27 protein-coding genes and 1 pseudogene are annotated in these 20,194 nt (G+C 49.5%); 23 read left to right on the top strand and 5 right to left on the bottom strand.

Annotated features, from left to right (window positions below; genetic code table 11):
* Nucleotides 1-9: 9 nt before the first annotated feature.
* Nucleotides 10-822: pseudogene (locus ACKFKF_RS16340) on the bottom strand (IS1/IS1595 family N-terminal zinc-binding domain-containing protein); the annotation flags it as partial.
* 52 nt (nucleotides 823-874) lie between these two features.
* Between ACKFKF_RS16340 and ACKFKF_RS16335 the strand changes: the two are divergent.
* Nucleotides 875-1,402 (top strand): DUF6596 domain-containing protein, encoded by a 528-nt coding sequence (locus tag ACKFKF_RS16335; RefSeq protein ID WP_446868642.1) that lies wholly within the window; start codon nucleotides 875-877, stop codon nucleotides 1,400-1,402.
* Between the two features lie 132 nt (nucleotides 1,403-1,534).
* Nucleotides 1,535-1,834, top strand: a complete 300-nt coding sequence (locus tag ACKFKF_RS16330) for a hypothetical protein (RefSeq protein WP_446868641.1) — start codon at nucleotides 1,535-1,537, stop codon at nucleotides 1,832-1,834.
* A 26-nt stretch (nucleotides 1,835-1,860) separates the two neighbouring features.
* Here the strand turns inward: ACKFKF_RS16330 and ACKFKF_RS16325 are convergent, their stop codons facing one another.
* A complete protein-coding gene (locus tag ACKFKF_RS16325) occupies nucleotides 1,861-2,445 on the bottom strand; it encodes an AAA family ATPase (protein ID WP_446868640.1) in 585 nt (194 codons plus the stop codon).
* A gap of 194 nt (nucleotides 2,446-2,639) precedes the next feature.
* On the opposite strand from ACKFKF_RS16325, the gene ACKFKF_RS16320 reads away from it, so the two are divergent.
* From ACKFKF_RS16320 to ACKFKF_RS16305, 4 genes are all read left to right on the top strand, one after another.
* Nucleotides 2,640-2,786, top strand: coding sequence for a hypothetical protein (locus ACKFKF_RS16320; RefSeq protein WP_446868639.1), 147 nt, complete (start codon nucleotides 2,640-2,642; stop codon nucleotides 2,784-2,786).
* Between the two features lie 290 nt (nucleotides 2,787-3,076).
* On the top strand, nucleotides 3,077-3,493 hold the full coding sequence (locus ACKFKF_RS16315) for a hypothetical protein (protein ID WP_446868638.1): 417 nt from the start codon (nucleotides 3,077-3,079) through the stop codon (nucleotides 3,491-3,493).
* 2 nt (nucleotides 3,494-3,495) lie between these two features.
* The gene (locus ACKFKF_RS16310; RefSeq protein WP_446868637.1) at nucleotides 3,496-5,172 is read left to right on the top strand and encodes an NB-ARC domain-containing protein; all 1,677 of its coding nucleotides are present in this window, start codon (nucleotides 3,496-3,498) and stop codon (nucleotides 5,170-5,172) included.
* A 15-nt stretch (nucleotides 5,173-5,187) separates the two neighbouring features.
* Entirely contained in the window at nucleotides 5,188-6,051 is an 864-nt protein-coding gene (locus ACKFKF_RS16305; protein WP_446868636.1) for a tetratricopeptide repeat protein, read from the top strand.
* 238 nt (nucleotides 6,052-6,289) lie between these two features.
* On the opposite strand, the gene ACKFKF_RS16300 is transcribed toward ACKFKF_RS16305, so the two are convergent.
* Nucleotides 6,290-6,835, bottom strand: a complete 546-nt coding sequence (locus ACKFKF_RS16300; RefSeq protein ID WP_446868635.1) for a class I SAM-dependent methyltransferase — start codon at nucleotides 6,833-6,835, stop codon at nucleotides 6,290-6,292.
* Nucleotides 6,836-6,889: 54 nt separating this feature from the next.
* Complete coding sequence (locus ACKFKF_RS16295; RefSeq protein ID WP_446868634.1) at nucleotides 6,890-7,729, bottom strand: aminoglycoside phosphotransferase family protein; 840 nt, start codon at nucleotides 7,727-7,729, stop codon at nucleotides 6,890-6,892.
* Between the two features lie 254 nt (nucleotides 7,730-7,983).
* Between ACKFKF_RS16295 and ACKFKF_RS16290 the strand changes: the two genes are divergently transcribed.
* The 15 genes from ACKFKF_RS16290 to ACKFKF_RS16220 all read left to right on the top strand — a co-directional run bounded on the left by ACKFKF_RS16290 (nucleotide 7,984) and on the right by ACKFKF_RS16220 (nucleotide 18,885).
* Nucleotides 7,984-8,292, top strand: coding sequence for a hypothetical protein (locus ACKFKF_RS16290; protein WP_446868633.1), 309 nt, complete (start codon nucleotides 7,984-7,986; stop codon nucleotides 8,290-8,292).
* The gene (locus tag ACKFKF_RS16285; protein ID WP_446868632.1) at nucleotides 8,205-8,531 is read left to right on the top strand and encodes a GNAT family N-acetyltransferase; all 327 of its coding nucleotides are present in this window, start codon (nucleotides 8,205-8,207) and stop codon (nucleotides 8,529-8,531) included. Before ACKFKF_RS16290 ends, ACKFKF_RS16285 begins: the two co-directional genes overlap by 88 nt.
* Nucleotides 8,532-8,641: 110 nt before the next feature.
* Complete coding sequence (locus ACKFKF_RS16280; RefSeq protein WP_446868631.1) at nucleotides 8,642-9,922, top strand: AAA family ATPase; 1,281 nt, start codon at nucleotides 8,642-8,644, stop codon at nucleotides 9,920-9,922.
* Nucleotides 9,923-10,528, top strand: coding sequence for a tetratricopeptide repeat protein (locus tag ACKFKF_RS16275; RefSeq protein WP_446868630.1), 606 nt, complete (start codon nucleotides 9,923-9,925; stop codon nucleotides 10,526-10,528).
* Entirely contained in the window at nucleotides 10,449-11,291 is an 843-nt protein-coding gene (locus ACKFKF_RS16270; RefSeq protein WP_446868629.1) for a LuxR C-terminal-related transcriptional regulator, read from the top strand. The genes ACKFKF_RS16275 and ACKFKF_RS16270 overlap by 80 nt, the downstream gene beginning before the upstream one ends.
* A gap of 118 nt (nucleotides 11,292-11,409) precedes the next feature.
* Entirely contained in the window at nucleotides 11,410-12,009 is a 600-nt protein-coding gene (locus ACKFKF_RS16265) for a class I SAM-dependent methyltransferase (RefSeq protein WP_446868628.1), read from the top strand.
* Nucleotides 12,010-12,157: 148 nt separating this feature from the next.
* Nucleotides 12,158-12,844 (top strand): class I SAM-dependent methyltransferase, encoded by a 687-nt coding sequence (locus tag ACKFKF_RS16260; RefSeq protein WP_446868627.1) that lies wholly within the window; start codon nucleotides 12,158-12,160, stop codon nucleotides 12,842-12,844.
* On the top strand, nucleotides 12,844-13,344 hold the full coding sequence (locus tag ACKFKF_RS16255; protein WP_446868626.1) for a hypothetical protein: 501 nt from the start codon (nucleotides 12,844-12,846) through the stop codon (nucleotides 13,342-13,344). Before ACKFKF_RS16260 ends, ACKFKF_RS16255 begins: the two co-directional genes overlap by 1 nt.
* 477 nt (nucleotides 13,345-13,821) lie before the next feature.
* Nucleotides 13,822-14,361 carry a helix-turn-helix domain-containing protein gene (locus ACKFKF_RS16250; RefSeq protein WP_446868625.1) on the top strand — a complete coding sequence of 180 codons (540 nt, stop codon included), beginning with the start codon at nucleotides 13,822-13,824 and terminating at the stop codon, nucleotides 14,359-14,361.
* Nucleotides 14,358-14,924 (top strand): IS630 family transposase, encoded by a 567-nt coding sequence (locus ACKFKF_RS16245; RefSeq protein ID WP_446868624.1) that lies wholly within the window; start codon nucleotides 14,358-14,360, stop codon nucleotides 14,922-14,924. Before ACKFKF_RS16250 ends, ACKFKF_RS16245 begins: the two co-directional genes overlap by 4 nt.
* Nucleotides 14,925-14,930: 6 nt before the next feature.
* Nucleotides 14,931-15,347, top strand: coding sequence for a VOC family protein (locus tag ACKFKF_RS16240; RefSeq protein ID WP_446868623.1), 417 nt, complete (start codon nucleotides 14,931-14,933; stop codon nucleotides 15,345-15,347).
* Between the two features lie 95 nt (nucleotides 15,348-15,442).
* The gene (locus ACKFKF_RS16235) at nucleotides 15,443-15,802 is read left to right on the top strand and encodes a YciI family protein (protein WP_446868622.1); all 360 of its coding nucleotides are present in this window, start codon (nucleotides 15,443-15,445) and stop codon (nucleotides 15,800-15,802) included.
* Nucleotides 15,803-15,827: 25 nt separating this feature from the next.
* Nucleotides 15,828-17,060, top strand: a complete 1,233-nt coding sequence (locus tag ACKFKF_RS16230) for an RNA polymerase sigma factor (protein WP_446868621.1) — start codon at nucleotides 15,828-15,830, stop codon at nucleotides 17,058-17,060.
* Nucleotides 17,061-17,559: 499 nt separating this feature from the next.
* Nucleotides 17,560-18,084, top strand: a complete 525-nt coding sequence (locus tag ACKFKF_RS16225) for a GNAT family N-acetyltransferase (RefSeq protein WP_446868620.1) — start codon at nucleotides 17,560-17,562, stop codon at nucleotides 18,082-18,084.
* 180 nt (nucleotides 18,085-18,264) lie between these two features.
* Nucleotides 18,265-18,885, top strand: coding sequence for an antibiotic biosynthesis monooxygenase family protein (locus ACKFKF_RS16220; protein WP_446868619.1), 621 nt, complete (start codon nucleotides 18,265-18,267; stop codon nucleotides 18,883-18,885).
* Between the two features lie 3 nt (nucleotides 18,886-18,888).
* Here ACKFKF_RS16220 and ACKFKF_RS16215 read toward each other — a convergent pair whose 3' ends face one another.
* Complete coding sequence (locus ACKFKF_RS16215; protein ID WP_446868618.1) at nucleotides 18,889-19,023, bottom strand: hypothetical protein; 135 nt, start codon at nucleotides 19,021-19,023, stop codon at nucleotides 18,889-18,891.
* Between ACKFKF_RS16215 and ACKFKF_RS16210 the strand changes: the two genes are divergently transcribed.
* Together ACKFKF_RS16210 and ACKFKF_RS16205 are read left to right on the top strand one after the other, a co-directional pair.
* A complete protein-coding gene (locus ACKFKF_RS16210) occupies nucleotides 19,010-19,678 on the top strand; it encodes a glutathione S-transferase family protein (RefSeq protein WP_446868617.1) in 669 nt (222 codons plus the stop codon). The genes ACKFKF_RS16215 and ACKFKF_RS16210 overlap by 14 nt on opposite strands.
* Nucleotides 19,679-19,800: 122 nt before the next feature.
* The coding region (locus ACKFKF_RS16205; RefSeq protein ID WP_446868694.1) for an AAC(3)-I family aminoglycoside N-acetyltransferase at nucleotides 19,801-20,194 on the top strand (394 nt) is incomplete at its 3' end.

Here is a 20,194-nt window from a genome sequence, read left to right as displayed (position 1 = left end):
CTGTACACACTTGGCGTAGAGGTTCTGTCGTCTACGGTGAGCACTACAGCGTCGTCTAAGTGCGCTGTTTTGGTCCTCGTTATGATTGGCATGCACCTCAGATCCGGCACTGATAGCCGTAAATGGATGCTCAGGGTAAACCCACTCAATCCGCCTGTTGCCTTGAGAACCTTTGATTTTCATGGCGACTTCTAGCCCTTCGCGCCAAACCTTGCAGCGCTGGTAATCTGGGTAGGCTTCTCCTAATTTGAGATAGACACAGGCAAGTTTCCACAATGCTTTACCATAGCGCCGGTCACCATCAGTAAACCAACGAATGAACTGGGCTGGTTTTGCCCAATTCCAGGCTCTTTGAATGCCTTGCTCAAACAATTGAGTCTGCTTTTTGCCTGCCTGGGCGGTAGTCCAATAGCGACTCTGGCGTTCGATGAAATGGATTGTTCAACCTTTACTGGCTTCCGGGGGGAAGGTTCTCGCCGACACGAGTGTACAGTTCATCCCCTTCGAGCATGACATCAGACCCTTCCGGTGCCGGCGGTGATCACTGAGGAGTTTGCTGGGCAAGCCTTTGCTCCTAACGCATGATGGTTGAGTGAGACTTGCCAAACGACCGGTCGCACGAATGCCCAATCCTTTGCGGACATTCAAAGTCGCACCCACAATTACTGATGAGGTTCGTAGCTTTGACATCGGAGTGCCTGTTCGCTCGTTGAATTGTCGCTTGCAAGCCTTGCACCGATATTTCTGAACAACACTGTTATCTTGACGCCTGGTTGTCCCATTTTTCTCTACATTTTGGCTTTGGCAAGTTGGACAGTTCATTGATGCATCCTCAACGCTGACTTTATTTTAACTACCATCCTTTAGCAAACCAGTGCCTGAAATTCCAGACGATCAACTCAGGCTAATCTTTACCTGCGCTTACCTGGCACTGGCAATTGAGACTCAGGTGGCTCACACACTGCGAATGCTTGGCGGACTCGAAACCGATGAAATTGCCCGTGCCTTTCTTGTGCCAAAGGCGACGATGGCGCAACGGCTGATGCATGCCAAGCGCAAAATTCGGGATGCAGGCATTCCCTACAAAGTGCCAGACACAACCGACGTACCCGCCCGAATAGATGCCGTGTTGAGCGTCATCTATCTCATTTTCAACGAAGGCTATGCGGCGACCCGTGGTCAAACAATCATCAGAGCCGATCCGTGTGCCGAAGCGATCTGGCTCGGTCGCCTCGTGAGGGCGTTGATGTCCCCACAACCCCCCTCAGAAGTCACGGCACTGGTGGCACTGATGTTGCTGCACGATGCACGTCGGGATGCCCGTTTAGATGAGCAGGGCGATTTATTTGGTGCTGCTCGAAGATCAAGACCGTCGTCGTTGGAATCAGCCGCAAATTGCTGAGGCACTGCCACTGGTGGAAGAGGCACTACGAGACGGCACAGGATCGTTTGCCCTGCAAGCGGCGAAAGCTTCGCTCCACGAGTGTTTGCAGCCCTTCGGCGTCAGGCAGCACGAGCAGAAGACACCGATTAGGTGCAGATTGTTCAGCTTTATGCAGTGATGGAACGCTTGCACCCATCCCCGATCGTCTCACTAAATCGGGCAGTGGCGATTGCAATGGTCGAGGGATATGAGGTAGCACTCACCCTTCTGGATGAACTTGCTACCGAACTCGACAGCTATCACCTGTTTTACGCCGCTCGTGCTAATCTGTGGCGACGAGGCGGAAACGCTGTCGCTGCTGCCCAAAGTTACGATCGTGCGCTGAAGCTCGTAACTAATAACAGTGAACGCCGCTTCCTGGAACGTCGGCTGCGCGAAGTTCAGCTTTAGCTAGACTGAGACCGTGACGTTGATCGCTACCAGCGAATATGGCGGATTTGTATTGCTATCCGTTTTAGGGGGCGTAAGATTCTGATGCCAGGAGGTTTGAGCGCAAGACCTGTAGAATGAGCAATTTCCTCTGCAACAGTCGCGATCGTTTTTCTCTCGGTATTGAGATGGACTGCGAACTTTTCGTCTGATAAAGCGTTCAAGCATCGATCCAGGTGACGCGCACCCCAAGAGTTGCTGCCATCCCCGCGCCATCGCAACCGACGCAGAATCGTCTCGCGAGAAGCCAGTAAAGTAAAGTGATACACCTGTAATCCCTCTCGATGCAATGCACCGATGATTTGCTCGTGATAGAGCGGATTGACAACCGTCATTGGAACAATGATGACACCTGAAAAGTTCTCAGCAACGTATCGCAACGTTTGGTAAGTGAACTCACGCCAGACGGGATGGTCTTGAAAGTCTCGATGCATCTGAGGTGGCAGCACTTTACGCAGTGCAAAGCCAATTTGCTCAGGATCAAACACAAAACTACCCGGAATGCGGCGATGCAGCTCGAAGGCAGTCTGAGTTTTGCCAACTCCAAATGCTCCGTTTAACCAAATAATCATCAGCAATAGCAATTCTCTCAGATCGGCTACAACATAGCACTGGCTTGATATTGAGTCACGCAAACCAACGCTTTGGGAACATTGCCTCGATCTCCAAGAGTCTCTCGAAACGAACCACTGCCTGTAAACTGAGAAATTTTGAGTCTCTGTTATGCGGCACTACGGCACTGGTCTGTTAATGAGTGATGTGTAAAATGGTTGCATCGCGTGGATCAGAGCTGATGCACTGCCCAGAATGTGAAAGTCAGCAGGTCGTCAAGAACGGCAAGGTTACCCTCCAAGACGGTTACGACTCCAGCAATGGCAATGGGATACTGTGGTCGCCCAGTCTCGATGCTTGAATTGCTGACACAGCGAGGCTTCGCCTCCCTCATCCCTTAAAAGACCAGTGCCCCGATTTGCGGCATTGGATGGAGAAGAGGAAGAAGCGATCGTATTAATCGATATCGGCAACCACGACGAGGTGTATTAGGCATTCAACGCCCCCAAAATGCCTGTTGTCATCTCTACTGCGTTTGGCATCCGCACAAATTGTCACCATTGCTGAAATTAATTCTGTAATCTTACGGAAACTGCCGACAGAAGTAGAAGAATTAACTACAACTAAAATGTAGTCGTTTGGCGGTGGCTTATGGATGCTTTGACTGGAGCGACGATCGCAAAAATTGCCTTTGATGAGTTTGTGAAGTCTGGAGCCGGAGAAATCGCGAAGAAAGCGGTCGGCGGCGCGATCGAGCAGTTGCGATCAACGATTAAGGCACGATTTAAGGGGAATCAGAAGGCGGAGGATGCGATTGAGAAGATCGAGAAAGAGCGATCGCCCGAAGCGCTCGAAACACTTTCGGGGTATCTAGATTACGAAATGGGTAATCCTCAATTTGCTCAAACGTTACAACAGTTGGCGCAGCAGGTGACCAATGTTGGTGATCAGACTATCAATGGTGATCAGACTATAGAAGGGAGTCGAACGTATACTCAGACTGCTGGACGAGACATCTTCACTATCGAGAAAATTGAGGGCAGAGTAAATAAGCTGGGTGGTTCGTGAGCATGATGCACTCAGACGGGCAGTACTCTAGACGAGATATTTTTAACATCAACAGGCTTCAAGGCAATTTGTTTGTCTTGAACGGGGAATCGTCTGCTCAGACTCAGCCTGACAGGACAAATCTCTTTGATTCCCATAGATCGACACCTAACTTTGTTGGGCGAGATACAGAACTTGCTCGGTTGCACAAGATTTTGCAACGAAAGGATGCAGTCGTTTGGGTAGCTGTCTATGGGATGGGTGGTGTAGGAAAAACTCAGCTAGCGATCGAATATGCCAAGAGCTATCAGGAGAGTTACTTTCCGGGGGGAGTATGTTGGCTGAATGCACGGGAGGATCTAGCTTCTCAAATCATCCAGATTGCTGAATTGGATTTGCAACTTCCAGGAGTTCGTGATGAGTGGGTAAGATCCTTGCCAACAGAGGAATTGGTGCGATGGTGTTGGCGGCATTGGCAGCCTTGTGGTCAAGTTTTAGTGGTGTTAGATGATGTTCCAGATGCCGAACACTGGGCGATATGTCAACGTTTTCTGCCGAATCTGAGTCAATTCCGGTTGCTGTTAACAACACGGATGAGGGGACTGGATGCCAACTTTGTTGAAATTGAGCTAGACGTGTTGCAGTCTGAAGCAGCACGGGGGCTATTAGGGCATTTAGAGAAACTGGAGCGAGTATCACAAGACCCTAATACTGCTGATGAGTTATGCGAAGCATTAGGATGGTTGCCTCTTGGAATTGAATTGGTGGGGCGGTATTTAGCGTCAGATCGTTTTTTGACATTAAAAGAGATGTTAGGTCTGTTGCAGGCTGAAAAACTGAGATGTGAGGCTTTAGAGCGATTGCCGCAGTATCAAATGACGGCACAGCTTGGAGTTAGAGCCGCTTTTGAGTTGACGTGGAAGCAGTTGGATGAAGATAGCCAGGTAGTAGCAAGGCTCTTGAGTCTATTTGCACCAGATGCAATCCCTTGGTGGTTGGTGGAATGGATAATGCAGCGAGTGAAGGGAGAAGAGTATTTGATCCGAAAAGCGCGGAAGCGCTTAGATAATGCTTCGGTGGTGCAGATTAGTAAAGAAAATTTAGAAGTTTGCCGATTGCATACATTAATTCAGAACTTTTTAGCTGAGAAGCACCGAATTGCAGCTGGGACAACCGGAGATCAATCATTATTGAATGCATTCACGTCTATACTGGTCGATATTGCCGCACAGATCCCTTGCAATCCAACTAGTCAGCAAATTCTGATTTTTATACCAATTCATTCTCACTTGCAAGAGGTAGCACAGCACCACACACAAGAATTGCAGGGCGAAGATCTTTTATATCTATTTAGTGGTCTTGCACAATTCTATGAAGGGAAAGGACTCTATGCTGAGGCAAAGATTTGGTATGAGAAGTGTCTGGAAGTAATACATTCTCACTATGAGAGTGGTCATGCTGATGTTGCAATGACGCTCATGGCTGTAGCACGCTTCTATCAAAAGCGAGGGATTTTAGGCAAGGTTGAGTCACTTTACATACAGTCTTTAGAAATGTGGCAGCGATTGCATGAAGATGATCATTCTGATGTGGCAAATACTCTCTGTGATTTAGCAGGTTTTTACCTAGACCAAGCACGCTTAGAGGAAGCTGAGTCTTTTTGCATACAGTCATTAGAAATGAGGAAACGGCTGCATTAGGATGATCATCCTAATGTGAAAGGGAGTCTCAATCAGTTGGGGGTATTACGCCTTTCTCAAGGGCGGCTGAGTGAGGCTGAATCGCTTCTTTCACAATCTCTAGAAATGGGTGAACGATTGTTCGCAGGTGACAATCTTAGTATGGCAAGTAGTCTTTCCAATTTAGCATTGCTCTATCTGATACAGGGGCGATTGAGTGAGGCTAAAACATTCCGGGTTAGATTACTGAATCTGGCACAACAACATCTTGAAGGTAATTATTCTCATCTAGGAGCTAGTCTCGCACAGTTGGGAGCACAATACTCGGTGCAAGGATACTCAAACGAAGCTGAAAAACTTTGTGTACGAGCATTGGAAATACAGCAAAAACTGTACGAAGGTGATCATCCGAACGTAGCCGATAGCTTCAATTCTCTAGCGTTCTTCTACCTGACAGAAAAGCGTTTAGATAGAACTGAGTCTCTTTTTTTAGAAGCACTAGAAATGCAGCGGCGGTTGTTTGAAAATGACCATCCCGATATTGCAAGCAGTCTCATGGATATTGCAGGACTCTACCTAGTACAGGGGCGATTGGGTGAAGCTGAGTCTTTCTGTTTGCAAGGACTAGAGATGTATCAACAATTGTTTGGGGCTAATCATCCCAACATGGCAACTGCTCTTTTCAGAATTGCCATGATTTATAGACTTCAAGAACGATTGAGTGAGGCAAAACAGGCTTTTCAACAAGCTTCTGAACTTTTAAAGCTGAGCGAAGCAGGATACAGTACCCAACAGATTTTGGAGCTTATGGTTAGTGTGATTGCTAGTACTCATTCAAACTTTCAAGATCTTCCACAGTCTTTAGACGAAGTGTTTTCAATGCTTTTCGATGAACCCTAGAGAAAAAGTAGGGTATGTCAAACAGTTTGTGTCAAAGATAGAAATCTAAATTTGGCTTCTAGATTTTGAATTGAGAGATTACCTCAATCGCTAAATGTAAATCACGATCGCGAAAGCTTGGATTATCGTGTAACTGCAACAAAATCCTGATCAGCCTCCCAGCGCCAAATCAACTGGGTTCTCTGGTTCTGCGTTGGGCTGGCGACCCTTGCGGTATCTGCAAAGCAGCCCGTCCTTCTCATCGCATGGCTCCAGAAATAAGTGCAAAGTAGCGATCGCTGCCGTCATAACGGAACCCATAAGACCACATTTGTGGGGAAGATCGATCTTCATCCGCCCGATAATCGCGCAGGCTCACGATCGCCACGCCATTTTGCCTCAAGCACCTGTAGAACCCTTGGAGCGCAACTTGGATCTCATCTTCGCCAGGGAGATGGGGCAAGGAGTTGTCAGCACTTAGCACGACATCAAATCCAGAACCATGAATTTCGGCACAGTGACGCATATCTGCCACTTTGAACGTAACGTCAAGTCCGCGCGTCACCGCTTCTTGGCGCGCCCGATTCACTGCTGCTGCTGATAAATCAGATGCCGTTACCCAATGTCCGAGGGCAGCGAGTCCTAATGCCTGCGTCCCAATGCCATAGGAAACATCCAGAATGGATAGAGGTGCTGAACCAATGAAGTCGCTGACAACACCATTGAGTGCCTCCCCCTGCCGTTCGATGGCTTCGTTCCAATTTGGGTAGACAAGGTGATAAAGATTGGCAATTTCGTCGTACATCCCAAAATTGACTCCAACTGGGCTAAGAACCGTGGCACTTTGTCTCTGAGGATCTTATGCAAGCGTTGTGTATCCCAGGTCAGTCAGTACTTCTTTGATCGTGCGTTCCGCGAGTGCTACCAATCCAGGGTTCGTCTCAGCGTAATACGGCATAATTAGAACGGCTTGGTGAAGGGCATAGCCTCTCGCTCGATTCCACGTATCGTCGTCCACATCGAGAGCAGCACGAAATACCGATCGTCCAATAGGGTTGAAGACACTCCAGGCAGCAATGACATCCGCAGCCGGATCACCCACACCAATGCCACCAAAATCGATCACCGCCCGCAGCCGTCCGCCTTTCACAAGCAGGTTCGATCGCAGCAAGTCTGTGTGTATCCAAACCGGTGTTCCGTCCCAAGCGGCTGCTTCGAGTGCGTTGCTCCAAGCCAGTGCGATCGCATCCCTGTCGATCGTGCTTTGCAACGCCTCGATTGCCGCGCGCGTCGCCGTGTCCAGTTCGCGGAGTGGCTTACGTCCAGTGGGGGGTGGGCCAACGGGATCAACGCGGCGTAGTTTGGTGAGGAATTGCGCTAAATCGGCAGCAGCCTGACGTTCATCTTGGATCAGGTCATCTTGATACGGATGACCCTCAATCCATCGGTAGATCGCCCAGGGAAAGGGATACTCCCTTGTCGGCTGCCCCTTTGCAACTGGCTCAGGAATATGCAGCGACAGATGTGGAGCAAGCTTCGGTAGCCAGTCCCACTCTTTCTCGATGTCTCGCGCCCATGAATCCAGGAGCGGAAATCGCGCACAGAAGTGATCACCGAGCCGATAAATCACGTTTACCGTTCCTGTGGACTGCATTGCATGAATTGGCAGATTAGCAAACTGAGGGAATTGTGCAGTCATTAACCGTTCAACGAGGAACTCGTCGATGTCAATTTCCCCTTCATGCATCTTTATACGGGGTCTGAATTCCGCATCTGGTCGTCTTGACATAACTCCATGCTTTATCTTGACCAACGTTCAGACAGATCAAATCTCACGCGCATCGTAGCACGGATGAGAGTTAGTTGTATTATATTTGTAGTATTAAACTACAATCTGTGGTATAAAACTACATCTCCAACCTTGGTATGGGTTGGTTTGTTTGCGCGTAACCAATGCGATGTGCTGGATTATTGGCATTAACCGGAGTGGATATGGAAGTGCGGATTGAACCTTACAATGCTGACAATCTCGATGCTGTCATTCAGCTTTCGCTGCGAGCCTGGACTCCGGTTTTTGAGTCGATTCAGAACGCGATGGACGTTGAAGTGTATCGATCGTTTTATCCCAATGGTTGGCGGATGAGCCAGCAAAAGGCGTTGCCTTTGGCACAGCTTTGCTGCTCGAGGAGGTCTGCGCTGCCGAAGACACCAATGTCTGGGTTGCTATCGATGCAGGTTCTCCTGTGGGCTTTATCGCTGTGAAACTCCACTTAGAGGACAAAATGGGTGAAATCTATATGGTCGCGGTTGACCCCAATTTTCAAGGTCAGGGCATTGGTACGGCTCTGATGGAATTTGCGCTTGAGTGGATGGAAGCGGCTGGAATGTCGATTGCAATGGTCGAGACCGGAGGCGATCCGGGTCATGCCCCAGCCCGTCGTGCCTATGAAAAGATGGGATTCGGGCTATGGACGGTCGCCCGATACTTCAAGAAGCTTTAGCAGTCGATCGCGCTAAATTTCCATTACTCATTCAGTTTTGCTGTACAGAACTTGCATCCTTCTCGATTCGTTACCCTAAAGATCAAGTTTGCATGGACGCTTAACTCGGCATGGTTAATCCTCTGCTGATCACCAAGTTGTATCTCCCATCGCCACCTTTACCGGGGCAGTTGCCCTTAGTGCAGCGAAAACGTTTGCTGGAGAAATTAAATCAGGGATTAACCAGCAAACTGATCCTGATTTCGGCGGCGGCGGGTTTTGGGAAGACGACCCTGTTGAGTGAATGGGCACATGAACTCAAACTCCCCGTCAGTTGGCTTTCTCTTGATGAGCGCGATAATGATCTCACTCGCTTCTGGACGTATGTTGTGACCGCTTTACAGCAACGTCATCCAAACATCGGCGAAGCGACGCTAGCGATGCTGCAATTCGCTTCGCGAAGCTCCGAAGGATCGACGGAACCGACTTCTGCTAAAGCATTTTTAACACCGCTGATCAATGAACTCGCGCAACTCCAAACCGACGTAGTTCTGGTTCTAGATGACTATCATCTGATTAACACTTCTGCGATCCACGACGCACTTATTTTCCTGCTGGAACATTTGCCGCTTCAGGTGCATCTCGCGATCGCCACTCGGATTGATCCACCGCTATCGATCGCGAGATTGCGCGTCCGCGCTCAATTAACAGAACTCCACGCCAACGACTTGCGCTTTACCCATGAAGAAGCAGCGGCATTCCTGCATCAGTCCCTCGCTCAACCCTTAACCGAGGCACAGATCGCGACGCTGCAAACCCAAACTGAAGGCTGGATTGCCGGATTACAACTCGCGATGCTTTCGCTGCGGGAAGCGGCAGATTCCGAGGCATTGATTGAGTCGTTTAGCGGTAACCAACGCAATGTGCTGGATTATCTGGTGGAGGAAATTCTAGAACGGCAATCTCAGCTCGTGAGGAAGTTTCTGCTGCGGACTTCGATTTTAGAGCAGATGTGTCAATCTCTCTGCAAAGTCGTAGTCGGAGAGGATGTCGTTCATGAAGCCGACACGCTTGAACAGTTGGAGCGCCAGAATCTATTTGTCGTTCCATTAGATCACAATCGCATCTGGTATCGCTATCATCACTTGTTTGCAGCCGCATTGCGGTACATTTTGCAGCGAACAGAACCTGATTGCATTTTGATCTATCACGATCGCGCGGCTCAATGGTATCAACAGCAGGGGTACATTGTAGAAGCCATTCAACACGCCATTTCAGCCCGATCGTTTGAATATGCAACCCGTTTAATCGAGCAGGAAATTCAGACGAGTGAAAATCCTCGTTTAGATGCAGTTGTTCTCCGTCAGGCTTTCGCAGCATTACCCGCAGAACTAATCGACACTCGCCCCTAGTTGCTGGTCGCCAAAGCCTGGGTTGGATTTACCTCCTCGCAATTTGCAGAGGGAATTGCAGCGATTCAACGCCTTGAACAGTGTCTCAACCAGAACCCGCCTGAGACTGAGCATGTGGATCGGCTTTGGGGAGTCGTGATCGCCTTAAAAGGAGCGCACGCTCGTCAGCAAGGCAACACGGTAGAGGCGATCGCCTGTATGGAAAAAGCCTTGCAGTTGTTGCCCCAAGATCAGTCCTGGCTGCGATCGCTGATTCTGCTCAATCTTGGAGTCACCTATTTTGCCACAGACAACTACGAGGCGGCAAAGCAGTTACTGCTAGAAGTCAGTCGCATTGGCAAGGCACAGGGCATGGCTGATCCGGCGATCGCGGGACTTTACTTACAGGCACAGTTTCTTGCCCTGCGGGGTCGCCTTGACGAAGCCGTTTCACTTTGCCAACAAGGTTTAGAGTTAGCGACTGAACAGCACTGGCTGGCAACTTACGCAGGCGTGTTAGTACAGGTCGCGCTAGCCTGGATTGATGATGGGTTACATTACTCTGGCACGAGTGCGTCAGGCGCAGGGAGACTTTCCATCAGCCTGGACTGCCATTCGTGCGGCTGAACGCTGTCAACCCTGGCTCTGGTCTACAATTCTTTCAGTCGAAGCTTGCAAAGTCAGATTACATCTAGCAGAAGGAAATGTAGATGCAGCAAGGGCTTGGGTGGAAAGGAGCGGTTTGAGCAGCGAAGGCGAACTGCATTACAGCCCGACTCAACAATCTCCTCAAGGTTCTGAACTTGATTATTTCACCTTTGCCAGAGTGTTACTCGCTTATGGGCGGCAGCATTCATCACCTGGTCATCTGCAAGATGCAATGAGATTGCTGACTCGATTGCAGGACTTTACTCATGCGGGGGGACGAACGATTCGGGTCATGGAAACATTGCTTTTACAGGCGTTGGTTTTACAGGCTCAAGGCGATCGAGCGCGATCCTTAGATGCCCTCAATCAAGCTCTGAACGTTCCTCGTCAAGGAAACTACATTCGTCTGTTTCTCGATGAAGGCAAATCGATGGCAGAATTATTGCAACTGGCTGTCTCTCAAAACATTCATGCTGATGAAGCTAAACGGTTGTTAACGATGTTTATCTCAGTTGAAGAAAAAGTAACCATCATTCAATCGTTCATTGAGCCATTAAGCGCACGTGAACTCGAAGTACTCGGCTATCTAGCAACGGGACTGTCGAATCAGGCGATCGCTGACCAGCTATTCGTCAGTCTCGCCGCCGTCAAATGGCACGCCCGCAATATCTACGGCAAGTTGGAGGTGAATAATCGGACTCAGGCAGTCGCGAGAGCTAGAGATTTGGGGCTTTTATCGTAGCAGAGTCTATCGTTTCAAGACCTATCCTTTCGGCTAGTGAAGCCATAACCCGATATCGCCACAATTAGTTGAATCACAAGGAGAACATGAGGTCATGGACAAGAAGCAGACGCTAGCGATGGCGATCCGGTCTCAGTTCATGCAGCCCCGTGGGTTCGCGGGCTGGCTCGTCGGATGGGCGATGGCACTGCGATCGTCGAACCGTCAGCGCAATTTGTGGGCAGTCGAACTCCTCGGCGTGGAGCCAACCGATCGCGTCCTTGAGATTGGCTTCGGACCGGGGATTGCAATCCGGGAGCTAAGCCGTCGAGCAACACAGGGTCTTGTGTGTGGCATCGATCACTCAGAAGTCATGGTTCGGCAGGCAACCCAGCGTAACTTGGATGCTGTACAGGCGGGTCGCGTGGATCTGCGTTGTGGTTTGATCGAGCACCTTCCGGCGTTCGAGGAGCCGTTTGACAGGGTCTTGGCTGTAAACAACATGGGCATGTGGCGCGAACCAGTCGAGCGGCTGAAAGAAATCCATCGCCTCATGCGACCTGGAGGACGGATCGCGATCGTCTCCCAGCCCCGGTGTCCCGGTGCTACGGCAGAGACAACAGTGGCTGCGGGACACGAGATTGTGACACGTCTCACAGAGGCAGGCTTCACGCGCATCCAGTCGGACACGCTTGCACTCAAGCCCCCGGTCGTTTGCGTGATCGGCGAGGTTCCATAAAGACTGCTGTATCATTTCCGCTACCGAGTACTGGCGTTGCGCCTTCCACCATTTCAAAACTATCCTTTGAACTATCCATTTGGTCAGGGATGAAATCGAACTTGAGAGCGACTTTGAAGATACAGTCGCACATCAATGAGGTTTCACAATGGAATGGACGATCGGCTGGTGGCAGGTCTCAGTTCAGCGAGTGTATCCCACCCCAATACAGCTTGCTCAAACCTATAATCGTGCTGCTTTTGGCTGGCATCAACAGCTTCGTCTTCTAGGGTATCGCGATGCGTATCAGAAGTTGTGGCAGTTGCTCAAAACCACCAATATTCTGCCTGACTGGAAAGACAATGCGACCCTTTGTGATTGCGGGATTGGGACCGGAGCATTCAGCCTAGCATTTGCTCAAACGATGAATCCAACCGTCCGTATTACGGGAGTTGATCTGTCTGATGAAATGCTAAACCAGTCACATCAACAACTGAGTCAAGCGAATGTTCTGCATCAACTTTGCCAAGGTGACGTGAATGCTTTACCATTCGCCGATCGTACCTTTGATGGGGTGATTAGTGCTCACATGCTGGAACACTTGAGCAATCCAATACAAGGGTTACGGGAAATGGTTAGAATACTTCGCCCAGGCGCACCGTTAGTTTTGGTTGTGACCCGATCGGGATTACCTGGATCACTGATTGAGTGGCACTGGGGCAATCGCTGCTTCAAACTAGAAGAACTGTCAGCACTCATGCATGAAACAGGGTTGTCTCACGTTCAGTTTTTCTCGTTTCCGGTTGGGCTGGCTCGCCTGACTAGCATCGCTTGTATTGGATTCAGGAGGACATAATGTTTCTAAAAACTTGGCGTTTCATCACACTCATTTTTGTTGCATTATTCATGGGATTGGAGTTTGCCCACACGCTAGAACTACCCGCCAAGATGCAGTACGATGGCGCGCTTTACGTAACGATTCAGAATAGTCTGTACCGATACTTTGGCGCACCCGGTCCCGGTGCATTGATTACGGTGGGTGCCGTTCTTTGTGCGATCGTACTTACTGTTCTAGTCCGAAAACGCCGACCTGCGTTTTGGTGGACGCTAGCAGGGACGATTTGTTTGGCAATAGCATTCCCTCTGATCTATTTTTTGCGGATCGAACCTGTCAATGTCGTGATCGAGCAGGCAACTGCAATCTCCGTACCATCCAATTGGGTGCAATTAAGAACCCAGTGGGAATATGCCCACGCTACTAACTTTATTTTTGGTTTGGCAGGCTTCGTCGCAGTGGTGATATCTGTACTGGTGGATGCGCCTCAGCTTGAAAAAGCAGGAGTTAAAAAGAATTGACCACATTACTGGTATGGAAGGTGGGTATGACATGATGAAGTCCGCGATGATTGAGGCTGTCAGTGACACTTAATCGACCACATCCACATAGAAAAAGATCATGCCATACAGATTTCCAAGATCATATCGGCTGAAAGCTTTACCGCGCCGGTTCATCAACTTTGCTTATAGCCATTTACCCAGGAGAACCGATCCGCGTGTTGTCTCTGCTGCTGAGCAAGTATTATCGACTGCAATGGGCAGTCAGGTTCAATTTACGCGAGTTGAGCGACTTTCTGAGGGAGGGAGAAGAAATTTGCTGCTGCGATGCCACACTCCACCCGTTAGCGGTCTACCCCCAAGCGTGATGATCAAGAAAGTTGAACCAAAGTCTTACAGCCCAGAGCATACCGATCGAGATACACTGCGTTTCTTCAGCGACTGGATAGGATCTCATACCAAATTAAACTAGAGCGATTACAGATTGGATAAAATGAAATGTGTAAAGTTGAGGGGCTAACAATGGCTGGAGTCAGCGCGATCGCAATTAAAGAAAGTCTCGACGAGTTAGGTGAGCGGTTGCGACAAACTGACCAGCCAATCCTCAAAGAGCGATTGCAAGTGTTGTACTGGCTCAAGCAAGCGCAAGCACCGAGTATCTGCCAAATTGCAGTGGCAATCGGCAGGCATCGAGGCACGGTGCAAAAGTGGTTAGCTTTATATCGAGCGCAAGGACTCGAAGCATTGCTAGTGGTTAAACCAACGCCAGGAGGAGGCAATCGGGTGATTCCAATGTGGGCAGAGGTTGCTTTAGCCCAGCGGTTGCACGACCCCGACAATGGGTTTGACAGCTATGGGAAGGTGCAGCAGTGGCTCTTGGAGAGTTTAGGGGTAGAAGCCGAGTATCATGCGGTGTACCAGATGACGCGCTACCGACTCAAAGCCAAGCTCAAGGTCGCTCGCCCTCAAAACAGCCAGCAGAACCCAGAGCAGCGGGAGGCATTTAAGCAAACCTGGCAGATGACCTTAAGTTGTTGAGTCAGTACCATCGGCAAGTGCGCCACGCTGAGCGACCCATTCGCTACTTCGCGCAAGATGAGAGCCGCTTTGGACTTCACACACTTATCGGACGCTTGATTACGGCAGTTGGGGTTAAACCAATTGGCTCGTGGCAATGGATGTTCAAGGCATTCTGGCTTTATGGTGCGGTGGAACCTGCCACAGGCGAATCCTTTTTCTTGCAGTTCTCCCATGTCGATACCGACTGCTACCAATGGTTCTTGGATGAGTTCTCCAGGGCTTACCCCGACAGCCTCAACCTGCTGCAAGTCGATAACGGACGGTTCCACAAAGGTAAAGACCTAATTGTGCCAGAGAATGTCATTTTAGTGTTTCAACCGCCTTACTGTCCTGAGCTAAATCCCATTGAGCGGCTATGGGAATATCTCAAGGCAGACCTCAAGTGGGCTTCGTTCAAAACGCTAGAGCAACTGCAAACTGAGGTAGACCAACTCCTGTCCCAGTTGACTCCTCAAGTGGTTGCTTCTCTTACGGGTTATCCCTTTATCCTCAACGCTCTATCTGTCGTTAACACCATTTAAATTGGTATGATTATGATCTATCTCGATCACCTGATTTTACGGGTTCGTCATCCAGTCGAATCCGTCCGTTTTTATCAGCAAGTATTGGCATTCCAGTATGAAGGCAGGGCTGAACCATTCGAGATTCTGAGAGTGAATGAGGGATTGACGCTTGACCTGTTGGAGCAAGCCCCACAAGACCAAAGCCATCTGGCGTTTTGCCTGGAGCGCACTTTATTTGAAGCCGTTCATGGTCGTCTTCAGCAGCTCAACATTCCGTTTGGCAATGAGCCGTTCGATCGAAGTGGTGGCGCTGCGGCTCGATCGCTGGGTTCTAGAGGCTTGGCGGATGCCTTGTATTTCTATGACCCTGATCGACACAACATCGAAATCCGCACTTACGAGTTCGAGCCATCACCCGATTTCAAAATCGTTCAAGAATAAATTTTAGTTTCTGTCGAAATGTCAGTGTCTTGCTCGTCATAGTCATAGGAAGCGTCGAAAAATGCTTCAATTCGCTCCAAAAGAGGTAAACACAAATGAGATACAGCATTCTAAATTACGCAAATGAGCAAGATTACGCGACGGGTAAAATCCATCCTCCGGCATTCGCTGCCTACGCCCAAGCTCTCTCTGAAGCCGGAGTGTTGATTGCTGCCACAGGACTCCAACCCAGTCGGACTGCCACGACCGTCCGCGTTCAAGACGGACAGCGAAGCGTGCAAGATGGTCCTTTCGCTGATACCAAAGAGCAATTGGGTGGTATTTATATCATCGACGTGCCTGATTTGGATACTGCTCTCGAATGGGCAGCCCGGAATCCTGCTGCCAGTCTCGCGGGTGTCGAAGTTCGTCCAATTACTGGTATTGAAGTTCGTCCGACCGTCAACCAAACCTAACCATTAGAAGAATCGAGACCTGAAGATGGATGCACGTCGAGCAGTAGAATTGGCAGCCCGTAACGCTTATGGACGGTTGGTTGCTTATTTGACAGCCCAAACCAGAGATGTGATAGCTGCCGAAGATGCGCTCGGCGATGCCTTCCTAGCCGCCCTAAAAACATGGTCAGAAAGTGGAATTCCTAAAAATCCTGAAGCGTGGCTACTCGTCACGGCGCGACATCGCCTGATTGATATCGCGCGACGCACCAAAGTTCAGGATCAAGTCCTCAACACGTTCAAATTGAACACACTAGAATTGCAAACGGAATCCTCTTTTGATACGGTGAACTTTCCAGACGATCGTTTAAAACTGCTGTTTATTTGTGCCCATCCTGCGATCGATGCAGCGATTCATACGCCACTAATGTTACAAACCGTACTCGGTCTAAATGCTGCTCAGATTGCTTCCGCATTCTTAGTTGCACCCAGCACCATGAGTCAGCGATTAGTTCGGGCAAAGGCAAAAATCCGAGATGCTGGCATCGCCTTTGAGCTACCAGAGGCGAAAGAATTGCCAATCCGGTTAGCCGCCGTACTCGAAGCAATCTATGCAGCTTACACGACTGCTTGGGAAACCCTTGATGGGGGTGATTCTCGACATTCAGGATTAACAGAAGCAGCAATCTGGCTGGCACGTCTGTGTGTTCAGTTCATGCCGCAAGAACCAGAAGCACGCGGTTTGCTTGCCCTGATGCTTTACTGTGAGTCCCGACGCAATGCTCGTCGTACCGCCAACGGTTCTTACATTCCCCTATTCCAGCAGGATACTCGGCTTTGGGTACAGTCGATGCTCGATGAAGCAGAACAGGAACTAACGCAGGCAGCGACATTCAAGCAGATGGGACGGTTTCAGCTTGAAGCTGCCATTCAATCGGTTCACACCCACCGCGCCATCACTGGACAGGTTGATTGGGAAGCACTGGTATTGTTATATGCGGGATTAGTTCAGCTTTCGCCGACTCTGGGGGCATTGGTGAACCAGGCGGCGGCGATCGCCCAAACCAAAGGATCAAACCAGGGTTTAGTCCATCTCAATGCACTTCCAAGCGAAGCCGTGAAAAACTACCAACCCTATTGGGCACTAAAAGCTCACTTACTCAAACAGTTAGGATGTCAATCGGAAGCTCAACAAGCATATTCACGAGCGATCGGGTTAACTGAAGATGCTGCTATCCGTGAGTTTCTTCTCCAACAGTCACTTCTACCAGGTGAATAGAATGGACGAAGCTAATAACAGGCTAGTAACCGCACCACCCCAGAATATATCAAGGCAATCTATCAAGACAATTAGTTGAGTTCAAAAGCTATTTTCGCCCGTAAGGGACTAGCGAGAAAATAAAATACCAGCCAAGCAACGAAGCTTCAAGGTCTTGAATAACTCGATTGGTACATTATTAACCTGCAAGTCCCTAAGCTCATTGAGTTCGATTTTTTCTTATTGTCTTCATGGTCAGGCAAGGCTGAACAGGGGTGGAAGGGGGCTGGCGATCATTCTAGCGGGGTGTAATATACAGAAAGATTCTCGCGATCTAGCTAGTTTGGGGAGATAGGCAGAAACATTCTCTCTAAAAAGAAGTTATACGACTCAAGTCATCGGTAAGTGCCTATTTGGGAGGCAAATCTTTTGGTAACGTGTCTCCAAAATTCTTCTGATTTACAATTTCATCAGGGGAGAATCAGATTTGTAGTATTGTTGACTACATGTTTGTTGAGTTATGCAAGTTGAATTGATCGAGACAAACAGATTGCGAGGTGAGAGAATCCGGGAATCTCATTGGCAGTTCTGGCAAAGTATTGGTGCTAATCCAACCGTTATGGCGACTTTGGGAGGTGTTTGGAGCGAGAAAGAATCTCGGAAGAAATTGCAGTGGAATTGCGATCAATGGAATAATTACGGGCATGGGCAATGGATGTTTTTTGATAAAGCGACAGGAGAATTTGTAGGACGTGGTGGCATCAGGAAAGTAATTCTGACTGATCGAGAAGAGGTTGAACTTGGCTATTCTCTAATGCCTGCGTTTTGGGGGCAAGGATTAGCAACAGAAATCGGGGAAAAGGCTGTTTTGATCGCGTTCAAGGAATTTTCTTATTCAAGCGTAGTGGGCTACACATTAGTTAATAACAAGAAATCTGAAAGGGTGTTGCAGAGGTTAGGGTTTTCGTTGGAGAGTAACATCATGCATGCTCATCAATCTCATATCTTGTATAGAGTGCGAAACCCCAATAGCACCGCCTTATAACAATCCGCCTGCACGCCGACCGTATAAAGTTTGTTGGTCGAGTCCGAGAGCTTGCTAGCGGCGGGTGAGGCGGAACGTTATCCTGCTTTGTCTAGTCGTGTTGGCAGTAGTTGTCAGGTTATCGGTTGGCGTTTAACATCAAGTCAGAACAAGCAAACCGACAAAGATTGAGGAGTGCTTATGGTTCAGATTGATCGGTCGAATACCGCGATCGTTGGACTGGATTTGTATACAGTTGCAGAGCGGCATCAATCAGGATTAGTGGATGCGGTCAAAGAGCAAATCAAATTCTGGCAGTCTAATCCCTATTTTGTATCAGTCAGCGTGCATCAAAGCTTAGATGGGGTTCGAGTCTTTACTTACAGCCAATGGCAACCCAAGTTTGACCATCGCAGTTTGCCACGTCCGGCGGTGTTCAGTGAGTTTTTTCCGCCAGACTCGTTACAGCTAGAAGTGTCAGCGAGCAAAGCGATATCAGCAGAAGTTGAGATCGTCGCAGGCGATCGCATTACTCATCTTGCTGAGTTTCGCATGATGCCTTCTAATCAGCCAGAAATGGTAAGGCGAACTACAACAGAATTGGATCGAGCGATGAACAATTCACCCGGACTCATCTCAGCAAGCTTTCATCGCAGCTTGGACGGAGCGCGGATGTTCAATTATGGGCAGTGGGAGAGTAAAGAGGCATTTGAGGCGATTTTGAAGCAACCGGGCTTTAATCCAGACAAGCCATATTGGGAAGGATTAGCGCGAAATGAGTTTCATTTGTACAATGTCATACACGTAGAGACAGCACGATAACATTCACTTGGAGCGGAGTGCCGAAAGCTGATGGTGATGCAAAGGCGCTTGCAGCCGCTGAAGCGCACCGTTGGGTGTCACACTATGACAGAGCGGCGAGTTTGCAATCCCCTGGAGTCTGCCAATGATCCCCACCATCACTGCATTTGAACAGTCGCCCGATCGCGGACAGGGGCTGGCGCGTGATATGCCCGTGCGCTGGGCGCTTGAAGAAGTGGGTCAGCCTTATGAGGTTCGGCTTGTGTCGTTCAGTGCGATGAAGGAAGCCGCGCATCGTGCGCTTCATCCGTTCGGGCAGATTCCGACCTATGAAGAAGGCGATCTTGCCTTGTTCGAGTCGGGGGCGATCGTGTTCCATATCGCCGAGTGCCATGTGGGACTCCTGCCCCAAGATGCCAATGCCCGTGCACGCGCAATCATGTGGATGTTCGCCGCGCTCAGCACAGTGGAGCCTGTGATCGTTCAGAGCGAAGTCGCTGAGTACCTGGAGCGCGACCAGAGCTGGTATGAGCAGCGGCAACCTCTTGTCGAGGATCGCATCCGTAGCCGCTTGGCGGAGTTGTCTAATCGGCTTGGGGACAGCGACTGGCTCGACGATGCGTTCAGTGCTGGCGACCTCCTGATGGTGCAGGTGCTGCGCAGGCTGAACGGATCGAGTTTGATTAAGGAATATCCGAACCTCTGCGCCTATGTCGCTCGCGGTGAAGCGAGACCAGCCTTCAAGCGTGCTTTCGAGGCTCAGTTGGCGGTTTTCACTGGCAAGCTGCCCGATCGGTTGGAAGGAGCGTCCTAACACTTTATTCAAGCCAACGCTTGACGGCACGGCTTTTCAGGCGTTACGCAGTCTAGGAGGTGCGTTTGTCTTTATCATCCCGCTTCAGCATTCACCAAATTGCGCCCAACGAAATCGCGTTGATGGAAGCCCTGTTGACAATCTTCGGCGAAGCCTTCGATGACGTAGAGACTTATAGCGGGAATCGACCGAGTGCAGCTTATCTTGAACGGTTGCTTGGTAGCGACTCCTTCATTGTGATCGCTGCATTGCAAGACAGCGAAGTCGTCGGTGGCATTGCAGCCTATGAACTGATCAAGTTTGAGCAAGCGCGCAGCGAAATCTACATCTATGATTTGGCGGTTACCGCAACCCATCGTCGTCAGGGCATCGCGACCGCATTGATTCAGGAAGTGAAGAAGATTGCTAAAGTCAGAGGAGCTTATGTTGTTTACGTGCAGGCGGATATTGATGATGAACATGCGATCGCGTTGTACACAAAGCTGGGTATCCGCAAAGAGGTGCTTCATTTCGATG

The sequence above is a fragment of the Phormidesmis sp. 146-12 genome (assembly GCF_052939495.1).
The sequence above is the reverse complement of the archived record's forward strand: the minus strand, read 5'-3'. Positions and strand labels throughout refer to the sequence as shown.